This is a genomic window from Lyngbya sp. PCC 8106 (genome assembly GCF_000169095.1).
In the GTDB taxonomy this organism is placed as follows: Bacteria; Cyanobacteriota; Cyanobacteriia; order Cyanobacteriales; family Microcoleaceae; genus Capilliphycus.
In genome coordinates, this window is the sequence record NZ_AAVU01000005.1 from 201,841 (window position 1) to 223,844 (window position 22,004).

A 22,004-nucleotide genomic window follows, 5' to 3' on the forward strand; every position below is an offset into this window, starting at 1 on the left:
TGCAGATTGGTTTACATATAGTTCAAAAACCACATTAAATAATCTTCAATCAGTTTGTAATTTGGGGAATTTTCATCCGTTACTTCCAAGTCAGCTAGGGGCAGAACAAACATTTTTTTATCACTGACTCGCTGAACTTCTACAAGTAAACCATCCACATCTGAGAGGGTTTCTGAAAATTTGACTAACGTAAAAACATCGGTATAAGAAGGCTGAGTCTTTTTGAGATTTTCATACTTTTTCTGAGAACCTTCTCCAAAGAGGTAATCTTCCTCCCATAAAAATTCTTCAGTTCCTGTCAGATAGCAAGGTTTTTGAATATTTTTTTTGAGATATTGGAGATATCGATTTAGATTCGGTTCATCAACTTCAATAATTTGAGTTTTTAGAATCGTTTTAATTCTATCTTCAAATTCTTCGCGATCAACCTCTCCAAATTCTTGCATTAACTTTTCGGGATCAAGTAAACCTAATGTCTCCATTTGTTCGAGAACATTTTCCATAGACAACATTAAATGTTGTTGTGGATTTCCTTTACTTCTGTTCGTCGATCCCGTTAAAATAGTTTCATCAATTTGAATCGGTTGGATATCTTCAGGTGCTAGCTGTGGCTGACGTTTGTGATTTTTCTGATCAGATTTAGACATTATGTTCTCACCTGAAACAAGTTGAGTGACTGAGCATATTATGATAGACGCGCTGATTGCATTAACCCGTAGGAGACAACGATGACACAACAACTGCACTCATTACAAACCCAAGTCTATCAAGGGCAGTTTGGCGAATATACCATTACCGATCACGATCGCATCGGTGTTCTGATTTACCGTACTGGCTTAATGATAGCAGCCCTATGCTTCGCAGTCGGTACAGGATTAGTCTTATGGCAAAGCAATAATCCCCTCGTCCTGCAAGCCTTAACCCCTCTCTATTTTTGTTTTTGGTTCGCCCTGGGTGTCAGTTTATTCACCATTCATATCTATCTTGCTATTCTACACCGAGTCTTACAACTATTTTGGTTAATAGGAGGTATAGCTTCTATAATTGTAGCGTTTCAAAGTCCAGAACCGTTAGCCCTAACTGTCTACAATCAACCTCTAACTTTACTGGGAATTGGCTTTAGTTTTGCTGCAATTACTGGAATTTACTTTAAAGAAGCATTTTGCTTCAACCGCATAGAAACTAAGCTATTAACCCCTCTCGTTCCCTTACTTCTGTTAGGATTTATGGTGGGAATGTGGTCAGTGATGAATCTAAAGTTTTTACTGTTTTTCTGGGCAATTCAATTTTTAGTTTTTGCTGTTCGTAAAACGTTTCAAGATATTCCTGCTGATATCGGAGATAAAAGTGTATTTGACTATCTCCACGCCCAACAGGCTAAAGCTTAAATTCCTCTACCTGAATTAAGTGATTCAAATGCCCTCGCTTTTCCCTTGCAAAACACTTCAGAAATTGCACCTCATTCAGCGTCAAGAAATTTGGACACTCACCCTCAAAGGGTGGGGTCTTATTTTGTTGTTTATGCTGACAACAACTTTGGTTTTTGGTTTAAATCTCTATTCTTTTCTCGCTGTTAACAGCCCCATACAAGCGGATGCTTTAGTGATTGAAGGATGGATGCCTGATTATGCCTTAAAATTAGCTTTAGTTGAATTTGAAAAAGGTAGTTATCAAAAAATCATCACCACTGGAGTTCCGCTACAAAAAGGATACTATTTAGCCGAATACAAAGACTTTGCTAACCTCACCGCAGCCACTTTCATTAAACTGGGTTTAGATAAAACTCAAGTGATTGCTGTTCCCGCTTCTTCTGTTCTTCGTAATCGTACAGAAGCTACTGTTATTGTACTCCAAGAATGGCTACAAACAACTGAGTTAAACATTAAATCAATTAACCTTTATTCATTAGGGCCTCATGCGCGTCGCAGTTGGATAACGTTCCGAAAACACCTTCATCCCGAGATTCAAGTGGGGATTATTTCTATTCCATCTGAAGACTACAATGCCAATCGATGGTGGCGTTCAAGTGAAGGATTTCGGAGTGTAATTTCAGAATTGATTGCTTATATTTATACGATATTATTTAATGTTTTGAGTGAGTTTTAAAAACTCTAATTTTACTTAATCAAATCATCTAACTCTTGATAATTGGGTAAAGTTGTATTAATTTCTTTTCCCTTCCTCAACACAATTCTATCATGCTGAGAACGAGATAATATTTCACTAAAATAACGACCCTGAAAAATTATCAAATCCGCAGGTAATCCGACACCAATTCGACCAACTGTTGATAATCCCATTAACTCCGCAGAAGTTCGAGTCACGGCTTGGGGCCAATCTCCAAAGGGATGATCTAAATGGGCAATTCTTACCGCCATTTTAAACACTTCTAAGCCATCATGATCGCCAAAACCATAAAACGGATCACGACAATTATCACTCGCTACTGCAACGGGAATTTCTGATTGTTTGAGTTCATGTAATAACGTTACCCCTCGCCAACGGGGAGTTTGAGTTAAATTTAATGGTTGCTGGTATTGCCGATCTTGTAAATACAAATTACACATCGGTAAACTAATAATTCCAATTCCCGCCTGTTTAACTAACGCAATCGTTTCTGTTACCTGTTCGGGAGATTGAACGGCTAAACTACAACAATGACCACATATAATTTTACCATAAAACTCAGACTTTAACGCAGTTTCGGCGACTTTTTTTAAGGTAATAGAATCTGGATCACCATTTTCATCGGTATGGAAATCTAAATCTAAATTTCGGTCTTTTGCTAGTTCAAACACTCGTTCAATTTGGCGATCAATCTCTGGATTCATATAAGCAACACCGCCCAAAATCCCCCCAAACTCTGCAACTTTATCGGCTAACTTTTCTCCAGCAGGAGTGAGGTATTCTTCTAACGTTACCAAAGCAACCGCCTGTAAAATTAGCTTGTCAGACCATTCTTTTTGTAAACTTCTAAACACTTCCCAACTAATATCCGTTAACCTTCCCCCAGAATCTAAATGAGTTCTAATTGATGATGTTCCATGAGCATAACTACATTTTAAACCAAACTCCATACGGCGATAAACATCGTCTGAATTCCAAACCTCTATATCCTCCCAAGCCGCTTTTAACGCCCCTTGAAATGTGCCGTCTGGGTTGGGCGTTCGTTCCCAAATATGACCTTTATCTAAATGAGTATGAATATCAACAAAACACGGCCATACTTGTTTTTTCTGTAAATTAACTCTGGGAATTTCTCCGGTTTTAACTGTTCCACTCGCCACAATTTGACGAATAACACCTGATGCAATTTCTAAATCAACATTAACCAATCCTTCTCGGTTCGGTGTTTGTTCTAGAACAACGTCACTCAACAAACAAACCGGAATTTGAGCATTTTCAAGCCAATAGTTAGATACAGTTGGAATCATTATAAAAAGTTATCTGGGATTTAGTTTGGCTTAGGTAATCAGTCCTTTGAGTAATATCAAATACGGCTTCACCGATGCTACATATCTTTCTCCCCACCTCCCCCTGCACCCCATCTCCCCATCAATATTTACAGATATCGTCAACTCCAAGCAAATATCTGTCCCGAGGTCTGAGTCTTTGGGTTTATGTAAAAAACGCATTTTTTATATTCTAAAACTTCATATAACTTAAAATTTTGTAACTTTTGCTACGATTAAACTCAAATTTTCCTTCTACTGTAGGTAGTAATCCTAAAGGCCCCGGCTCGAAAATCCAGTGTTTAAGGGAGTTTGAAGTTAATTCTTCTCTCTAGCGAAATAGATGTGAGCAAAAGTTAACAAAAATTCTCCAGAATGTTAAATCTAATACAGACTGAAAGAAACTAATTTGTTAACGTTTGGCCAAAAGGGGAACTAGAATTTTTAATCAACTGCTTTTGAAAGCGAATGGAAAAGAGGAATATTGAATGACAAGTGCAGCAGAAGCAAAAACAAAGCTCAATAAATTTGAAAAAATAAAAGCAGCAAAAGATGGTTTAGCCGTTAAAACAGAAATCGAAGAATTTGCCCAAATCGGTTGGGAAGCAATGGATACTGATGATCGCGATCATCGTTTAAAATGGCTAGGGGTATTCTTTCGGCCTGTAACACCGGGTAAATTCATGTTACGCCTGAGAATGCCTAGCGGGGTGATCACCAGTGAGCAGATGCGAGTTTTGGCAGAAATCGTTCAACGCTACGGTGATGATGGTAATGCTGATATTACCACAAGACAGAACCTTCAGCTTAGAGGAATTCGCCTCGAAGATGTACCCGATATCTTTAACCGGATGCAACAAGTCGGGTTAACGAGTGTTCAGTCGGGGATGGACAATGTGCGAAATATCACAGGTTCCCCCGTTGCTGGACTTGACGCCGATGAACTCTATGATACTCGCCAATTGGTACAGCAAGTTCAAGACATGATCACGGGTAACGGAGAAGGAAACCCCGAGTTTACCAATTTACCGCGAAAGTTCAATATTGCGATCGCTGGATGTCGGGATAATTCGGTTCATGCTGAAATTAATGATATTGCTTTTGTTCCCGCTTTTAAAGATGAAACTTTTGGCTTCAATGTATTAGTGGGGGGGTTCTTTTCTGCCAAAAGATGTGACGCGGCTATTCCTTTAAATGCCTGGGTAAAACCAAATCAAGTTGTGAGTTTGTGTCGGGCTATTTTAGAAGTTTTCCGCGATAACGGGTTGAGAGAAAACCGTCAAAAATCTCGCTTAATGTGGTTAATTGATGAATGGGGAATTGACAAGTTTCGCCGTGAAGTTGAAACCCAAATGGGTGAGACTTTAGAAGCAGAAGCGGAAAAGGATGAAATTCTCTGGGATAAACGGGATCATATTGGGGTTTATACTCAGAAACAAGCGGGATTTAATTATGTTGGGTTAAACGTTCCAGTTGGACGGTTGTATGCAAACGATATGTTTGAACTCGCGCGTTTAGCTGAGGTTTATGGTCAAGGTGAACTGCGTTTAACCGTTGAACAAAATCTGATTATTCCTTATGTTTCAGATTCTCGTCTAGAGGCTTTGTTAACTGAACCTTTGCTAGAGAAATTTAGCATTAATCCCGCCCCTTTAACCCGTGCATTAGTATCCTGTACAGGCGCCCAATTTTGCAACTTTGCTTTGATAGAAACAAAGAATCGCGCTTTAGCGTTAGTTAAAGAACTCGAAGCCGAATTAACCTTCACAAAACCTGTAAGAATTCATTGGACAGGCTGCCCAAATTCTTGTGGTCAACCACAAGTTGCAGATATTGGTTTAATGGGAACAAAAACCCGTAAAGACGGTAAAATGGTCGAAGGCGTTGACCTGTTTATGGGCGGAAAAGTTGGGAAAGAAGCCGAGTTGGGAACCTGTGTTAAAAAGGGAATTGCCTGCGAAGATCTTAAACCTTTGTTGCGAGATTTGTTAGTTGATAAGTTCGGCGGAACAGCTAAATAAATTCTCTGAGTTTCGATACTAAGAATCAGACAAACATCAGCCCGATAAATCAAAGTTTCAAGTCCTAACTGGTAAGTCCTAGTAGGTAAATTTCATCCAGCCTAAAACTCAAAATTCCACCTAAGTAGCAGCATCAAACTTTCGATATCGTGATGAGTGAAAAAGAGTTAGTGCATTTGATACACCCTACAACTAACTCAAAATTCCACCTAAGTAGGGTACATCAAACTTTCAATATCGTGATGGGTGAAAAAGAGTTAGTGCATTTGATACACCCTACAACTAACTCAAAATTCCACCTAAGTAGGGTACATCAAACTTTCAATATCGTGATGGGTGAAAAAAAGTTAGTGCATTTGATACACCCTACAACTAACTCAAAATTCCACCTGAGTAGGGTACATCAAACTTTCAATATCGTGATGGGTGAAAAAAAGTTAGTGCATTTGATACACCCTACAACTAACTCAAAATTCCACCTGAGTAGGGTACATCAAACTTTCAATATCGTGATGGGTGAAAAAGAGTTAGTGCATTTGATACACCCTACAACTCGATCCAATTTTCAGAAATTCCACTCAACAATACAACAAGGATAAACTCAAAAATGACAACTCAAGAAATCAATTCCAACTCTCAAGAAGCTTCTTTGATAATCAAATCAATTACTGCTGTTGGTGTTGCCGTTTTCAGTGGTTTCATGTTTATGAATTGGCAACATACATTATCAGAAGCAAAAGTTGCCGAAGAAGCTAAAAAAACAGTTGCAACTCAAGCCAATACCACAACTTCTACAACTCCCGTACCCACTCAACCCGTTGTCATCAATTCAACTCAAACCCCTTCTCAAATTCCCGTCGTAACAACAGCCAGTAATACATCTGTGACTCCAACAGTTGAGACAACTTTTGTTGAAACAGAAGCCGAAATTACCGACCCGAATTTAATTGCAAGTTTGAATGAAAAACTCTATAATGAAGTCGATCAAGCTTGGCAACAAACCCCTACATTTTCCGATAACTTAGTTTATCAAGTCGAAGTTCAGGAAAACGGAGAAATTGCCGATTATTCCCCTCTAAATGCAGCCGCATCTGACTATTTATCCGAAGTTCCCATCGATGAATTACATCAAGAAAAAGCCGCAGAATTGTCTAAAAAAGTCGCTAAATTCTTAGTCGTTTTAACTCCCAGTGGCAATTTACAAGTTAATCCTTGGTTGGGAAAAAGCTAAACTCTAATTTCTCATCTCTAATTTTCAATTTTTAGGGAGAGTTAAACGTTAACCTAGATTTTTGATTGTAAAATTTAGGAGTTAAAAAAATAGGTGTATTCCTCTTAACTCTCATTATTCATCACTTAAATCTTTCAAGGAGAATCATTAATGCTTTCAGAATTATGGTCATTACACGGCAGATACAAAATTCTGCATATGACTTGGTTCGCTTTCTTCCTCTCTTTTGTAGTGTGGTTTAACCTCGCCCCTCTCGCCACCGCCCTGCAAGAAGAAATGGGTTTAAGTGTGGCACAAATTAGAACCCTGGCTATTTGTAACGTGGCTTTAACCGTTCCCGCCCGAATTATTATTGGGATGGTTTTAGATAGATTCGGCCCTCGAATTACCTACACTTGTTTATTAATGTATGCTGCCATTCCTTGTATTGGGTTTGCAATGGCGCAAAACTTCAATCAACTGGTAATTTCTCGCTTGGCTTTAAGTATTGTTGGGGCGGGATTTGTAATCGGAATTCGGATGGTTGCTGAGTGGTTTCCGCCCAAAGAAATTGGTTTAGCCGAAGGAATTTATGGCGGTTGGGGAAACTTTGGTTCAGCCGGTGCCGCTTTTACACTCCCAACCATTGCGGCAATATTAAGCTTTAGTGGCGGTAGCCTAATTAACTGGCGTCTAGCCATTGCCGGAACTGGAATTATCGCTGCACTTTACGGAATACTTTACTACTTCAACGTACAAGATACCCCCTCTGGGAAAGTCTATCAACGCCCCGTTAAAGCCACCGGAATTGAAGTTACAACTATCAAAGACTTTTGGTTCCTGATGTTGATGAACGTGCCTTTAAACGTGATTTTGGGTGTACTCGCTTGGCGTTTAAGCAAAGTTGGATTCTTAACAACCGGGGGAATGTATCTCGTTTGGTTGGGTTTAGTTGGGTTATATTTATTCCAAGCTTACGGATGTTGGAATGTCAACAAAGACCTACTGACTGGACAAAAACGTTACGCACCAAACGAACGCTATAACTTCACTCAAGTCGCCCTCCTAGAATGCACCTACTTTGTGAACTTCGGGTCAGAACTTGCTGCTGTTTCGATGCTTCCTTCCTTCTTTGAAATGACTTTTGGCTTAAACAAACAAGCCGCCGGAATGATAGCCGCCAGTTATGCTTTTATGAACCTCGCCGCCCGTCCCGGTGGAGGCTTAATTTCCGACAAACTCGGTAGCCGCAAACTCACCATGACTGTATTAACCGCAGCAATGGCTATTGGTTATCTGATGATGGGTCGAGTCACAGGCGGTTGGTTCCTTCCCTTTGCAGTTTTATTAACAATGACTTGTTCCTTCTTCGTACAAGCGGGTGAAGGGTCTACCTTTGCAATTGTACCTCTGATTCGACGTCGTGTAACCGGACAAATTGCGGGAAACGTTGGGGCCTATGGAAACGTTGGGGCGGTGGCTTATTTAACCTTATTTAGCCTGTTACCCGAAGGCGATGTTGGCAACCGAATCTTTTTTGAAGTGTTGGGTGTAGCGGGGATGATTGTGGCTTGTTTGTGTTGGTTTTTCCTCAAAGAACCCAAGGGTTCCTTTGCCGAACATCACGAAGGTGAAGAAATACCAATTATCAATCAAGAACCAATATTTGCCTCAGAAACTAAGCAATTATAAACGTTAAGAATAAACTCCCTCCTTTCTCAGCTTGGGGGGATTCAATAGATACAACTTTACAAAGAATTGGTATCAGGAAATCCCTCTTAGGCTGCAAACTAAAGCGCCTCTACAGTACAAAATAATTGAAGAATTGATAACTGTTTATGACTGAACCGACGAAAACTCTTTGTCCTTACTGCGGTGTTGGCTGCGGTTTAGATGTTTTACCCCCTGCGTTACCGGGAAAAGCCACCAACCGAGATAAACAAGGAAATCCGACTTGGCAAGTTAGAGGCGACCGCAATCATCCTTCAAGTCAAGGTAAAGTCTGTGTAAAAGGGGCAACCGTTAGTGAAGCCCTAGATAAAGACCGCCTAACCCATCCGATGATGCGAGAGTCTCTCGATGAACCTTTTCGACAGGTGAGTTGGGATGAAGCCTTTGACCGCATTGTTAACCAAATTCAAACCGTTCGGGTAACACAAGGGCCGTCTGGGATTTGTATGTATGGGTCGGGACAGTTTCAAACTGAAGATTATTATATTGCTCAAAAACTATTAAAAGGGTGTCTAGGAACCAATAATTTTGATGCCAATTCTCGGCTTTGTATGTCTTCGGCGGTGTCGGGATATATCCAAAGTTTTGGTACAGACGGGCCGCCCTGTTGTTATGATGATTTAGAACAAACCGACTGTGCGTTTTTAATTGGTACAAACACAGCCGAATGTCATCCGATTATTTTTAACCGTTTGCGGGTTTATCACAAGAAAAATAAATCCGTAAAAATGATTGTGGTTGACCCGCGTTGTACCCAAACCGCAGAAGCCGCAGATTTACATTTAGCCATTAAACCCGGAACTGATATTGATTTACTCAACGGGATTGCTCATTTATTAATGAAGTGGGGTTTCTTTGATAGTTTATTTATCGACGATTGTACAAAAGGTTTTTCCGATTATGCCGAAGTCATTCGTCACTATCAACCAGGATTAGTTGCCCGAAAATGTGGAATTCGGTTAGATGATTTAGAAACAGCCGCCCGGTGGTGGGGAGAGTCAAACCGGGTGCTTTCGTTGTGGTCGATGGGGATGAATCAATCCTCTGAAGGGACTGCGAAAGTGAGAACGTTAATTAACTTGCATTTAATGACCGGAAATATTGGTAAACCGGGGGCGGGGCCGTTTTCTCTGACAGGTCAACCGAACGCCATGGGCGGACGAGAAGCGGGCGGACTTGCCCATATTTTACCCGGTTATCGAGTTGTTAAAAATCCCCAACATCGCGCAGAAGTCGAGGAATTTTGGGGATTAAAACCCGGTAGTATTTCACCTCATCCCGGTTTAGCCGCTTGGGATATGATACTCGGTTTAGAACAAAATAAAGTCGGATTATTGTGGATAGCGGCAACCAATCCGGCGGTGAGTATGCCCGATTTAGAACGCACAAAAGCTGCCTATAGAAAATCTCCGTTTACCGTTTATCAAGATGCCTATTATCCCACAGAAACAGCCGCATTTGCTCACGTTGTTTTACCTGCGGCCCAATGGGGTGAAAAAACGGGAACGATGACCAATTCTGAACGCATGGTAACATTATGTCAGGCGTTTCGTTCGCCTCTGGGAGTTGCTAAAGCCGACTGGGAAATCTTTGCAGAAGTGGGGCGACGTTTGGGGTTTGCAGAACAGTTTGATTTTGCGGACTCTGCTGCGGTGAGGCGAGAATTTATTCAACTCACCCGCAACCAACCCTGTGAGATGAGCGGAATTACCCACGAAGCGTTAAGTCAGTTTGGGCCGATACAATGGCCTTGTGCTGAAAATAGCCCCGATGTAGCAGTTCATAATAAACGCCTCTATACCGATTTTCGGTTTAATACCCCCGACGGACGGGCGAAATTTGGCGCTTATCATTCGCGAGGGTTAGCTGAACCCCCCGACCCCAATTATCCGTTTGTCTTGACAACGGGGCGGCTTTATGGTCAGTGGCACACCCAAACTCGGACAGGGCGGATTGAAAAAATAGTAAAGATGCACCCAGAACCGTTTATTGAAATTCACCCTCGGGATGCGATGAAATTGAGTCTTCAAGAAGGGGAAATCGTCGAAGTGCGATCGCGTCGGGGAATGGCAAGATTTCCTGCTAAAATAACAAAAAATATTACACCCGGAACTGTGTTTGTTCCCATGCACTGGGGGAGTTTATGGGCAGAACTTGCTGAAGTCAATAATCTCACTCATCCTGAATCTTGTCCTGATTCTTTACAACCGGAATTAAAAGCCTGTGCAGTGCAATTGATTCCAGTAAAAGAAATACGCCAGACTGATTTTGAATCCAATAATTTAGTCAACCAAAAACTATTTGCAATTCGTGAATAAGTATCGAGTTAACGGTGAGATGGGCGTTACTTATGTGATTTGAAAAAATCAAAGGATTAGAGGTTCAATAACCCCACTGGAACTAAATTCTTCAACGGTTGTACTTTGAAGAATGGCAAGAGTTTCACCTGTTGAACGCAGAATAATTGACATATCGATGCCAGAACCTTCAACAATATCAGCTTCTACAAAATCTAAGTCGGCTTCAGTAATGCCACCTTGTAGGAGAATACGGTCAGTGCCATTTCCGTAGTCAGAAATAACGTCTGTTCCAAACCCTGAACCAATCACAAACTGATCGCTTCCACCTCCTCCTCTCAATCTATCATTTCCAATATCACCAAAAATCAGGTCATTCCCAATACCTGCATCAATGTCATCATTTCCCTGACCTCCAAATATAGTATCATCCCCATTACCTGCATTGATCTGATCCTGGTCATTGTTGCCAAAGATTAAATCATTTCCTGCATTAGCGTTAATGATATCATTTCCAATATCGCCGAAGATTGTATCTGCTCCAAATCTCCCCTCAATAATATCATCCCCTTTTCCCGCAAAAACCCAGTTATTATTCCCATTCACAAACAGAAAATCATTGCCGAGGCCACCAATTAGGGTATCACCTCCCTCCTGACTTCCCTGAAGTGTGTCACCGCCATCTAGACCAAAGATAGAATCGGGTTCGCTAGTTCCAACCAAACTATCTGCACCTTCCGTTCCAAAAATTTCTGCCATGACTTGTTTTTTAAGTTTGGATAAGTACGCTACCAACCCTAGCAAATTGATCGCCATAACGACAACAAATTTTTTTCAAAAACTTGGATTGATTGAATAAACGACTATACTACACTTGCTCTAACCCTGTTTTCGAGGAATTTCAATAATAAATTCTGCTCCTGCTTCGAGTTTACAATTACAGTACAAGTTTCCTTGATGTTTTTCGGTGATAATTTGATAGCCGATGGATAACCCTAAACCCGTTCCTTTCCCAACAGGTTTAGTTGTAAAAAAGGGATCAAATAAATGGTCTTGAGCGCTTTCGGAAACTCCATAACCGTTATCTTTGATGCGAATTTGAACCTGATTATTTTCTAGGAGTTCTGTCGAAATCTCAATTGTAGGTACAGTACCTTGCGCTGCTGATAGCGATGGCTGATTGTATTTTTCTTGTATGGCATCAATCGCATTAATTAATAGATTCATCAACACTTGATTTAACCGCCCTGGATAACACTCAACTAGAGGTAAATTTCCATAGTTCTTAATCACTTCTATCTGAGTTTGACTTCCCATCAAATTTAAACGACTTTGTAAAATCATTAACGTGCTATCAATTCCTTCGTGAATATTCACCTCTTTTAAGTCGGCTTCATCCATGCGAGAGAAGTTTCGCAAGGAAACAACAATATCTTCAATTCGTTTTGCTCCATTTTTCATGGATTTTAAAATTTTGGGAAAATCTTCTTCAATAAACTCTAAATCAACCACTTCTATTTCATCTTGAATTTCGGGTGTTGAGTCGGGATAATTGTCTTGATAAAGATGCAGCAAATTTACTAAATCCTGCATATATTCTTCTGCATGAGTGAGATTTCCATAAATAAAATTAACCGGATTATTAATTTCGTGAGCCACACCTGCAACGAGTTGACCTAAAGAAGACATTTTCTCATTTTGAATCACTTGAGCTTGAGTGCGTTGAAGTTCAACTAATGTGGCTTCGAGTTGAGTCGCTTTTTCTCGGAGTTTAGTTTCTGAATAAGCTAAGGCAATTTCTGCGGCTTTTCGTTCGGTAATATCACTATTAATTTCTAAGATTGCATAGGGATTTCCTTGCTCATCTCGTTGTAAAGTCCAACGACTAAAAGCAACAATATTCTGAAAATCTTTTGTCTGATGTTGTAGTTCACCAGTCCAAGTTCCTTCTTGAAGAAGTTGTTCCATCACTTCTGCTTGAGAAGTTGGAAAAATCGTTGTTAATAAACTGTGTATATTTTTGTCCATAACTTCGGCTTTTTTCCAGCCATAAATATTTTCTGCTCCTTGATTCCAATAAGTAATTTTATGACCCATATCTCGGATGATAATTCCATTACTACTACGATCTAACATTTCCATTTTCTGCTGGAGTTGTGCTTGAGCTTCTAAACGTTCATCTAGGGTTTGATTGAGCAATTCTACTTTTTCTTTGACTTGTTTGTAGAGGTTGGCTTGAGTAATAGCGATAATCAGTTGACCTCGTATTGTTTTCAGCAATTTAAGGATAGCTTTCTCATTTGAGATCGGCGCTGAACTTAATCCAATGAGATAACCCTTTTGATTGCTATTCACCTGAATTGGTAAAGCAAAATAACAGCTAATTCCTGCTTTTTTAAGATCTGTTTTGTTGGCATCGCTCAACTGTGTTTTTTCTAACTGATCCCAACTGATCATTTCTGCTGAAGCAATGGGTGACGAAACCAAAAAGTTAGTAAAGTTTTTTTCAATAAAAGTATTAATTTGAGGAAAGTTTCGAGAAAATTTTAACTGAGATGAGCTACAGACAATTTCTAAATGTTTCTGTTCTGTTTGATACCAACTAAATCCCACCCAACTTAAACCTAGAACTCTCATTACTTCTTGTACTGTGATCTGTAAAAGAGTATTCAGATCTAAAGAAGCTCTAATTTGCTCAGTTAGTTGATTAACGAGAGTTTCGCGTGCGGCTTGTTCACGAGTTTCTTCAAATAATTGAACCTGCCAAATAGCGAATATTGTTGCTAAAGTGAGTAGTATTCCAATAACTGTCGCCAGTAAATTTAAGGGTCTAAGTTGCACTTCTAAACGGTCTTGAGGAATCACTAAACCAATAGACCAGTTAGCTTGTTGAGTAGGATTATAAGCAATATAAACCCAGGAGTTATTCAAATAAATAAGTTCTATTCCCTCCTGAGAGTTGACCATTTTTTGCGCGAGGGTTGCTTTGGAACTATTAGAATTTGCTAAAAAGCTTTTTCTCTCTTGCAAAATCTGAGGGTCAGGATGAACAATGGGAATGCCGTCTTTATCTAAAACAAAAGCATAAGAATATTGAGGAATATTAGAGATTTTTTCAACAATTCTAGAGATTTTTTCGATAGATACTGATGCACATAAAACCCCTCGAACAGTGTTTTTTTGTAGGGAATTATCAGGAAGATTTAAAGACTGTAAACTTTGAGTACGGATAGAGGTTTGTTCTGCGGAAAGCGATTGACGATTTAAAGGCGAAATTGACCAGATTGGAGAACAAACGCTAATTTGATAGACACCTGTACTTCGAGAAATAATGGGTTGAGAAACCGTTGTTTCTCCAGCTAAGGCTTTTTGAAAGTGAAGTCGATCACGCAGATTTTGACCTTCAACAAATCCGGCTTTTGTTGTGTAGTAAGAACCGTCAACATTGACTAACGAAAGCATATAATAGTTGGGTAAGCGATCTAATTCTAGTTGTAAAAAAGGTTCTGCTTGTGACCAATTCATTGAGCGAACATTGGAATTATTTGCTATACTTTCAGCTTGCGATCGCAATTCAGTTAGCCACTGATCAATTTCTAGACTGGCTTTTTGGGCTTCTTTCAGTGCGTTTTCCTGAGAACTGGTTAGAATGATGCTACGAACTAGCCCATAACTCGTTCCTGAAATCAAACCGACAGCGAGAATTGCACTAGCAATAACAAGTTTAGAAATTACCTTTTTGAGAGGCTTTTTTCTCAAGGAAAAATAGACTTTACTTAAAGATTTTTTTCTCAAGGTTTGGAGAGGATAATGATTTTCCACAGTATTTTTTGTTGTCGTCAGGAGTGAAAATTGGATCAGTTGTCATTTGTTCTAATATATCGCTAACTGAATACTTCTATCTTTGAATTTAGATAATTCGTTAGAAGTTCAGAAGTTCAGTTATTCTGTCTCAAATTATTCAGTGTATTTATTCATGGTTGCATTGAGGCTAGTAACAGTTTTACCCTCATCAAATAATTTTAACAATTTATTTAGAATTTGAACAGAGCTAAACACCTCTATCTACCTTTAGACAGATGCTTAGTGACGAAACGTTATTTAAGGGAGTTATTGGTCTGAAATTCTTCAGTATATTCACTTAGAATTTTGCTAGAGTTTGCAACAGCTTGATGATGACTAAGTTTATTTGAGTAGATTGAGCAATAATTTTATACAAAAAATCCGGTAACTGATCGGAAACCGGATTTTGAGAATGTTCCTAATTTGGGAAACGAGTTTCAGAGATCTATTAACTCAAGTTTAAACCTGTTTATTTCTGTATTGATTGTAACTTTTTTTAAAAATTTAGGCGAGGGAGTCGATGTTTGAAACCACATAATATTTCCCAAGAAATAGTATCTAAATCCGCCGCCCAGTCCTCGGCTGAAATCGTATTTTCTCCTTCTTGTCCTAACACCGTTACCACTTCACCCACTTGTAAATCCGGCATTGAAGTCACATCAATCATCAATTGATCCATTGTAATTGCACCAATTTGAGGTAAAAGCTGACCTCGAACTAAGACTTTCATTTTGTTAGAAAGATTACGAGGAATTCCATCCGCATAACCAATCCCAACAACAGCAACCCGAGTTATTTTTTCGGCAACATATTGATAGCCATAGCTGACACCCGTTCCGGCTTCAATCATTTTAATTTGGGTAACTTTTGCCTTAACTTGCATTGCAGGTTTGAGGTCAATCGTTGCAGCTAAATGAGGGGCGGGATATAAACCATAAATCGCCAAACCCACTCGAACCAAATCATAATGTAATGCCGAATCAGTTAAAGTAGCGGCAGAATTAGAAATATGTAAACAAGGACGAGAAACAGTCTCTTTCGTTAAACCATTTTGAGGATTAACCCCAATTTTTTTGATGACGTCTTGAAAGCGTTGATGCTGTTGTCTCATCAAGGTTTGATCAGGACTATCTGCTGTCGCAAAATGAGAATAAATTCCGGCAATTTTTAAATTAGGAAGTCGCTGCACTAACTGTACAAATTCGACAGCGTGTTGCCAAGACGTTCCTAAACGTGACATCCCCGTATCAATATTGAGATGAACTTCTAAAGTTTGGTTGAGTTGACTGAGTATTTCTGAAAATAAAAGTGCTTGTTGAGGAGTACAAAGAGTCGGCTGAAGTTGCCAATGAGAAATAGCTTTGACTTCATCGGGAGTATAAGCCGCCCCTAAAACTAATATGGGTTGTTTAATTCCCGCTTCACGCAGTTCGATCCCTTCTGGAGTCGTCGCCACCGCAAAAGCACCCGCACCCGCTTGAGAGACCGTTTTCGCGACAGAAACCGCCCCATGACCATAGGCATCCGCTTTCACCACCGCCATGAGTGTTGTTTGGGGAGAAAGCAGAGTTTTGATTTGCTCAACATTGTAAGCGATCGCTGCTAAATTAATTTCAACCCAAGACCGTTGACAAATTTCATCATAAATCCCTCGCCCTCTCAACGCTAAAATCAGGCGATCTTTTTCCGAGGTTGGTTTTTGAGTTACCATATTTTCACTCACTCCTGACATCTTCACAACATTGGTTGACTATAAAGCTTAGATCGTGATCGCACATTTGTATCGGGAAAAAATCTTGCAGATCAGGAGTTGCGAGTCGTCAAGTCAGAAGGTAAGAGTTGATTTGGCAAGAGAGTTTACAAGGGACAGGGAGAGAGGGAAGATTGTAAATGATCAATTCTCCATTCATCATGGGTGAGTGTTAACTGTCAAGTCTCCCTGTCCCGGAAAGCGTTAAGCTGTGTTAATATCGTTCAAATACTATAAATCGCAACAGATCGTCAATGGGCAACGTTCTAGTATTGAACGCCTCCTATGAACCGCTAAATATTACCAGTTGGCGGCGGGCGGTGGTCTTGTTACTTAAGCAGAAAGCCGAACAGGTTGAGCATAACGGAAAGTACCTTCTACCCGACTTTCCTCTACCGACGGTGATCAGATTACGCCACTATGTCAGAGTTCCTTACAAAGACATTCCTCTAACGCGCAGGAATATCTTGCACCGGGATGGTCACACTTGTCAATATTGTAGTTATATCGGAGATGAGCTAACGCTCGATCATGTGATTCCGCGATCGCGAGGCGGTGGCGAAACCTGGGAAAATTTAGTCGCTGCTTGTGTTCGCTGTAATGTCAAAAAGGGGAGTCGCACGCCCAGAGAGGCAAATATGATATTGCGTCATCCCCCACGAAAACCTTACAGTAGTCTTTACTTTGAAGTGACGAAACACTTAAAAAGCGGTATGAATCAAGAATGGCAGAAATATATAATTGGTCTTTAACCCCTGTTGGCTGAAAAAACAGGGGTTTTGTTATTTCTGTAGCTGTTTTAGCTATTTCTTCAGTGAACTCTGTTCTCTGTAAAATTCTGTTATGCTAAAATTCCAAGTTGAATGAGAACTCTTGCGATGACCCATCTTTACTTGATTCGTCATGGCATTGCCGCAGATCGAGAACTGTACGAAATAGACGAAGAACGTCCTTTAACCAAAGACGGCGATCGCAAAACCCGAAAAATTGCCCAAAAGCTGAAGTCATTAAACCTAAAATTTGATATCGTGCTGTCAAGTCCGTTAGTGCGGGCGCGTCAAACGGCTGAGATTCTCAAATCTGTCGGTTTAACGGATCACGTCGAAGAATTTCCCCCACTCGCACCCGAGGGAGAGATTAACTTTTGGTTGGACTGGTATCGAAACTGGAGTCAAACGGTCGGGGAAAGCCTCGCCCTCGTCGGACATGAACCGGATCTCGGAAATTGGGCGGAAGTGTTGATTTGGGGAGATATCCGAGATGCCCTGATCGTCAAGAAAGCGGGTATTATTGGGATAACTTTACCGGAAACGGGTTCACTGGTTGGCAATAGTCAACTGTTTTGGCTGACTCCGCCCAAATTTTTGTTGAGTTAGTCAACACTGTCAGAATAATTAAATGTTGTCAAAATAGCAACTGGATTAGTTGTTCTGATAATGTACCCTGAATAGGTTATATGTACATTGAGAAACGGCTATGACTTTCGTCGGCGAATACAAGCCTGGTTTAGAAGGTGTTCCTGCAACCTTGTCCAGTATTAGCTACGTCGATGGGCAAAAGGGAATACTTGAATATCGAGGCATTCGGGTTGAGGAACTGGCCCAAAAGAGTTCCTTTTTAGAAGTGGCTTATCTGCTGATTTGGGGGAAACTTCCAACTCAGGAGGAAATCGATAGCTTCGAGCATGATATTCGCTACCATCGTCGGATTAAATATCGCATTCGAGATATGATGAAATGTTTCCCAGAAACGGGTCATCCGATGGATGCGCTGCAAACCTCTGCCGCTGCATTGGGTTTGTTTTACTCCCGGCGTGCTTTGGATAATCCTCAGTACATTGGAGAAGCAGTCGTGCGACTGTTAGCAAAAATCCCGACGATGGTTGCTGCTTTTCAACTGATGCGGAAGGGAAATGACGCGGTACAACCGAGAGATGATCTCGATTATTCGGCAAATTTTCTCTATATGCTCAATGAACGAGAACCCCATCCGCTAGCGGCTAAGGTGTTTGATGTCTGTTTGATGCTTCATGCTGAACATACCATCAATGCTTCGACCTTTTCGGCAATGGTAACCGCTTCGACGTTAACTGATCCTTATGCAGTGGTGGCGTCTGCGGTGGGAACGTTAGCCGGGCCTTTGCATGGCGGGGCAAATGAAGAAGTCTTGTTTATGTTGGAAGACATTGGTTCGGTGGAGAATGTTAGACCTTACCTGGATGGACTTTTAGAACGGAAAGCTAAAATCATGGGGTTTGGCCATCGGGTCTACAAAGTTAAAGATCCTCGCGCGACTATCTTGCAAAAGTTGGCGGAGGAATTATTTGAGCAGTTTGGCCACGACAAATATTATGAAATTGCGGTGGAACTTGAAGCGGCGGTTCAAGACAAACTCGGACATAAGGGCATCTATCCCAATGTAGATTTTTACTCGGGTTTAGTCTATCGCAAGTTAGGGATTCCGACGGATTTATTTACTCCGATTTTTGCGATCGCTCGGGTGGCGGGATGGTTGGCGCATTGGAAGGAACAACTCGGTAAAAATCGCATTTACCGTCCCACTCAAATCTATACGGGTTCTCACGGTGAACCTTACATTCCGATCGATGAACGGGCGGTGCCTCTCGGCGATCCACTCGAACAAGAGGGAAACTAGAGAAAGTCAGGTGAAATGAGGTGAAATGATCATTTCTCCTCCTGGAAAAAACCGCTCAAATTTTTCGTCTGTGTTAATTTGGCTGCGGTCGAACGTTATACTGAATCTGGAGTAAGGTTTTAAAGAATCTTTACAAACAAGGGCAGATTAACGCTCGTTTGATAGAGCGCTGTCACAATGTCTAGGATAATTGAAGTTTGAGTCTGGATAAATGAACCCAGGAATTGACTTACAAGGAAGTTTTGTCCAAGCCTTGATGGATTTTGGTATACCCCCAGGTACAGCTAAACTCATCTGGATGCCCTTACCAATGGGATTAATGTTGGTGGCTGCAACAGTGGGTGTACTCGGTTCGGTTTGGTTGGAACGAAAAATCTCCGCCGCCGCCCAACAACGGATAGGCCCGGAATTTATTGGGCCATTGGGAACGTTGGCTCCGGCTGCCGATGGGTTGAAGTTGCTCTTTAAGGAAGATATTGTTCCGGCTTTGGCTGACCCCTGGCTTTTTACCTTGGGGCCAATCATTGTGATGATTCCCGTGTTTCTGTCCTACCTGATCGTCCCGTTTGGGCAGAATCTGATCATTAGCGACTTGGGAACTGCAATTTTTCTGTGGATTGCCTTATCGAGCATACAACCCATTGGCTTGCTGATGTCTGGTTATGCCTCGAACAATAAATACTCGCTCTTAGGAGGGTTGAGAGCGGCAGCCCAATCAATTAGTTATGAAATCCCTCTGGCTTTAGCGGTTTTGGCGATTGTGATGATGTCCAATAGCCTCAGCACCATTGATATCGTTGAACAACAATCCGGTTACGGTATCCTGGGCTGGAATATTTGGCGCCAACCCGTGGGTTTTCTGATTTTTTGGATCGCCGCTTTAGCAGAATGTGAACGTCTACCCTTTGATTTACCGGAAGCTGAAGAAGAATTGGTGGCTGGATATCAAACCGAATATTCCGGGATGAAATTCGCCCTGTACTATTTGGCTTCTTATGTGAATTTGCTGCTCTCGTCGCTGTTGGTGGCGGTGCTGTATTTGGGCGGTTGGGATTTTCCGATTCCGGTTGAGGCGATCGCCGGTTGGCTAAATCTCAGTGAAACGACACCCTGGTTGCAGGTGATTACAGGTTCTTTAGGGATTACCATGACCCTACTGAAAGCCTATGTGTTAGTCTTTACTGCCATTCTGTTGCGTTGGACTTTACCTCGGGTACGGATTGACCAATTGTTGAATCTCGGTTGGAAGTTTTTGCTTCCAGTCGCGTTGGTGAATTTACTCCTCACCGCCGCCTTAAAATTAGCCTTCCCGATCGCATTTGGGGGATAATTGACGCTAATTTTAAAGACGTGAGCAAGCGAAGGCCGGAAAGACTGAAAGTTTGAGGAGATTTAGCGTTTCCTTGGTTCTTCTGTCCTTTGCCCTCACCAGAATGATTAAATTCTGTAGTCAACGTTGAGTCTGATCCCGACTCAAAAATTGCGATCACTATATTGTTACAACTTGAGAGAGAATCCCATGTTAAAGTTTCTAAATCAAGTCACAGACTACGCTAAAGACACTTTTCAAGCCGCTAAATATATTGGTCAAGGGTTATCTGTAACTTTTGATCATATGCGTCGCCGTCCGATTACGGTTCAGTATCCTTACGAAAAATTGATTCCTTCTGAACGGTTTAGAGGTCGGATTCATTTTGAGTTTGATAAGTGTATTTCTTGTGAAGTTTGTGTGCGGGTTTGTCCGATTAACTTGCCTGTTGTAGACTGGGAGTTTAATAAGGCAAATAAGAAAAAACAACTGAAGCACTACAGCATCGACTTCGGGGTTTGTATTTTCTGCGGAAACTGTGTAGAATACTGCCCGACAAACTGTTTATCGATGACAGAAGAATATGAGTTGGCAGCTTATGATCGCCATGAGTTGAACTATGATAATGTTGCACTCGGACGTCTACCCTACAAGGTGACTAATGATCCGATGGTGACTCCGATGCGAGAACTGGCCTATTTACCGAAGGGAGTGATGGACCCTCACGATCTTCCGAAGACTGCACGTCGGGCAGGTTTGCGTCCAGAAGAAATTCTGGAACAAATGGAAGAACAACAAGAATCAAAAGATGAGAATTAGGCAGTTCTCAAGAGAAGATAGGCAATGGATTTAGTTTCGCTTGTCTTCTCAATTTTTCCATTGTCAATTCAGCACAGAAATAAGGAAAAAAGAATTGTGAATTTAGCCGAAGGGGTTCAAATTATATCGTTTGGTCTGCTCACTGTGATGATGCTGGGAGGGGCTTTAGGGGTAGTTTTGCTGGAAAATATTGTCTACTCTGCCTTTTTGTTGGGCGGGGTATTTATGAGTATGGCAGGGCTGTATATTCTCCTGAATGCTGATTTTGTAGCAGCCGCGCAAGTTTTGATTTATGTCGGTTCCGTGAATGTCTTAATCCTGTTCGGGATTATGTTGGTGAACAAGCAGGAAAGCTTTAAAGCCTTGCCAAATCCTTGGGTTCGCAAAGGGGCGACGGCTTTGGTTTGTTCGGGGTTATTTGCCCTACTGAGTACGATGGTATTATCTACTCCCTGGATGTCGCAAGCTACTGTTAGTGTTCCCCCAGAAGAAAGTTCAATTATGATTATTGGACAGCACTTTTTCACTGACTTCTTGTTACCTTTTGAGTTAGCCTCTGTATTTTTGTTGATGGCAATGGTCGGTGCAATTATTTTAGCCCGTCGAGATTTTATCCCCGATCTAATCCCCGAAGAAAAAATTCAAACTCCAGGTTGGACTTTACAAGAACGTCCGCGCGAATTGCTTTCTGTTTCGAGTCAACAATCTTCTTCTGAACGTTAAGATTTTTGTAGATTTCCCCGACTCGACAGAGAGAAATTACTATTTTTAACTCAGTAATAAGTTAGGAGAGACAAGCCATTCATGGAATTACAATTAGAGTATTTTTTGGTCGTTGCAGCCGCTTTATTCTGTATTGGAATTTATGGATTAATTACCAGCAGAAATGCAGTCCGAGTCTTGATGTCAATTGAGTT

18 protein-coding genes are annotated in these 22,004 nt (G+C 41.0%); 13 read left to right on the forward strand and 5 right to left on the reverse strand.

Annotated elements, in window-relative coordinates:
- Positions 1-11 precede the first annotated feature (11 nt).
- Entirely contained in the window at positions 12-647 is a 636-nt protein-coding gene (locus L8106_RS05585; protein ID WP_009783243.1) for a hypothetical protein, read from the reverse strand.
- Positions 648-728: 81 nt separating this feature from the next.
- On the opposite strand from L8106_RS05585, the gene L8106_RS05590 reads away from it, so the two are divergent.
- Together L8106_RS05590 and L8106_RS05595 are read left to right on the forward strand one after the other, a co-directional pair.
- Positions 729-1,388, forward strand: a complete 660-nt coding sequence (locus L8106_RS05590; RefSeq protein ID WP_009783244.1) for a DUF2301 domain-containing membrane protein — start codon at positions 729-731, stop codon at positions 1,386-1,388.
- A gap of 64 nt (positions 1,389-1,452) precedes the next feature.
- Positions 1,453-2,106, forward strand: a complete 654-nt coding sequence (locus tag L8106_RS05595) for a hypothetical protein (protein ID WP_009783245.1) — start codon at positions 1,453-1,455, stop codon at positions 2,104-2,106.
- Positions 2,107-2,117: 11 nt separating this feature from the next.
- Here the strand turns inward: L8106_RS05595 and L8106_RS05600 are convergent, their stop codons facing one another.
- Complete coding sequence (locus L8106_RS05600; RefSeq protein WP_009783246.1) at positions 2,118-3,434, reverse strand: cytosine deaminase; 1,317 nt, start codon at positions 3,432-3,434, stop codon at positions 2,118-2,120.
- A 506-nt stretch (positions 3,435-3,940) separates the two neighbouring features.
- Here L8106_RS05600 and L8106_RS05605 point away from each other — a divergent pair.
- The 4 genes from L8106_RS05605 to L8106_RS05625 all read left to right on the forward strand — a co-directional run bounded on the left by L8106_RS05605 (position 3,941) and on the right by L8106_RS05625 (position 10,732).
- Positions 3,941-5,473 (forward strand): ferredoxin--nitrite reductase, encoded by a 1,533-nt coding sequence (locus tag L8106_RS05605; protein ID WP_009783247.1) that lies wholly within the window; start codon positions 3,941-3,943, stop codon positions 5,471-5,473.
- A 607-nt stretch (positions 5,474-6,080) separates the two neighbouring features.
- On the forward strand, positions 6,081-6,704 hold the full coding sequence (locus L8106_RS05615) for a hypothetical protein (protein ID WP_009783249.1): 624 nt from the start codon (positions 6,081-6,083) through the stop codon (positions 6,702-6,704).
- Between the two features lie 150 nt (positions 6,705-6,854).
- Entirely contained in the window at positions 6,855-8,375 is a 1,521-nt protein-coding gene (locus L8106_RS05620; protein WP_009783250.1) for an MFS transporter, read from the forward strand.
- Between the two features lie 146 nt (positions 8,376-8,521).
- On the forward strand, positions 8,522-10,732 hold the full coding sequence (locus L8106_RS05625; protein WP_009783251.1) for a molybdopterin oxidoreductase family protein: 2,211 nt from the start codon (positions 8,522-8,524) through the stop codon (positions 10,730-10,732).
- Between the two features lie 48 nt (positions 10,733-10,780).
- Here the strand turns inward: L8106_RS05625 and L8106_RS05630 are convergent, their stop codons facing one another.
- From L8106_RS05630 to alr, 3 genes are all read right to left on the reverse strand, one after another.
- Entirely contained in the window at positions 10,781-11,470 is a 690-nt protein-coding gene (locus L8106_RS05630; protein WP_198012905.1) for a calcium-binding protein, read from the reverse strand.
- Between the two features lie 120 nt (positions 11,471-11,590).
- A complete protein-coding gene (locus L8106_RS30340; protein ID WP_009783253.1) occupies positions 11,591-14,533 on the reverse strand; it encodes an ATP-binding protein in 2,943 nt (980 codons plus the stop codon).
- A gap of 517 nt (positions 14,534-15,050) precedes the next feature.
- Positions 15,051-16,265, reverse strand: a complete 1,215-nt coding sequence (alr, locus tag L8106_RS05640) for an alanine racemase (RefSeq protein ID WP_009783254.1) — start codon at positions 16,263-16,265, stop codon at positions 15,051-15,053.
- Positions 16,266-16,558: 293 nt separating this feature from the next.
- Here alr and L8106_RS05645 point away from each other — a divergent pair, with 293 nt between their 5' ends.
- From L8106_RS05645 to L8106_RS30345, 7 genes are all read left to right on the forward strand, one after another.
- Complete coding sequence (locus L8106_RS05645; protein ID WP_009783255.1) at positions 16,559-17,056, forward strand: HNH endonuclease; 498 nt, start codon at positions 16,559-16,561, stop codon at positions 17,054-17,056.
- Between the two features lie 126 nt (positions 17,057-17,182).
- Positions 17,183-17,680 (forward strand): phosphohistidine phosphatase SixA, encoded by a 498-nt coding sequence (gene sixA, locus L8106_RS05650; protein WP_009783256.1) that lies wholly within the window; start codon positions 17,183-17,185, stop codon positions 17,678-17,680.
- Positions 17,681-17,780: 100 nt separating this feature from the next.
- Positions 17,781-18,959 (forward strand): citrate synthase, encoded by a 1,179-nt coding sequence (locus tag L8106_RS05655; RefSeq protein ID WP_009783257.1) that lies wholly within the window; start codon positions 17,781-17,783, stop codon positions 18,957-18,959.
- 211 nt (positions 18,960-19,170) lie between these two features.
- A complete protein-coding gene (nuoH, locus tag L8106_RS05660; RefSeq protein ID WP_009783258.1) occupies positions 19,171-20,289 on the forward strand; it encodes an NADH-quinone oxidoreductase subunit NuoH in 1,119 nt (372 codons plus the stop codon).
- A gap of 189 nt (positions 20,290-20,478) precedes the next feature.
- On the forward strand, positions 20,479-21,087 hold the full coding sequence (ndhI, locus tag L8106_RS05665; protein WP_009783259.1) for an NAD(P)H-quinone oxidoreductase subunit I: 609 nt from the start codon (positions 20,479-20,481) through the stop codon (positions 21,085-21,087).
- A gap of 96 nt (positions 21,088-21,183) precedes the next feature.
- On the forward strand, positions 21,184-21,810 hold the full coding sequence (locus tag L8106_RS05670) for an NADH-quinone oxidoreductase subunit J (RefSeq protein ID WP_039895573.1): 627 nt from the start codon (positions 21,184-21,186) through the stop codon (positions 21,808-21,810).
- Between the two features lie 81 nt (positions 21,811-21,891).
- Positions 21,892-22,004 (forward strand): NADH-quinone oxidoreductase subunit K (locus L8106_RS30345; RefSeq protein WP_009783261.1); only part of this gene is annotated, 113 nt, incomplete at its 3' end.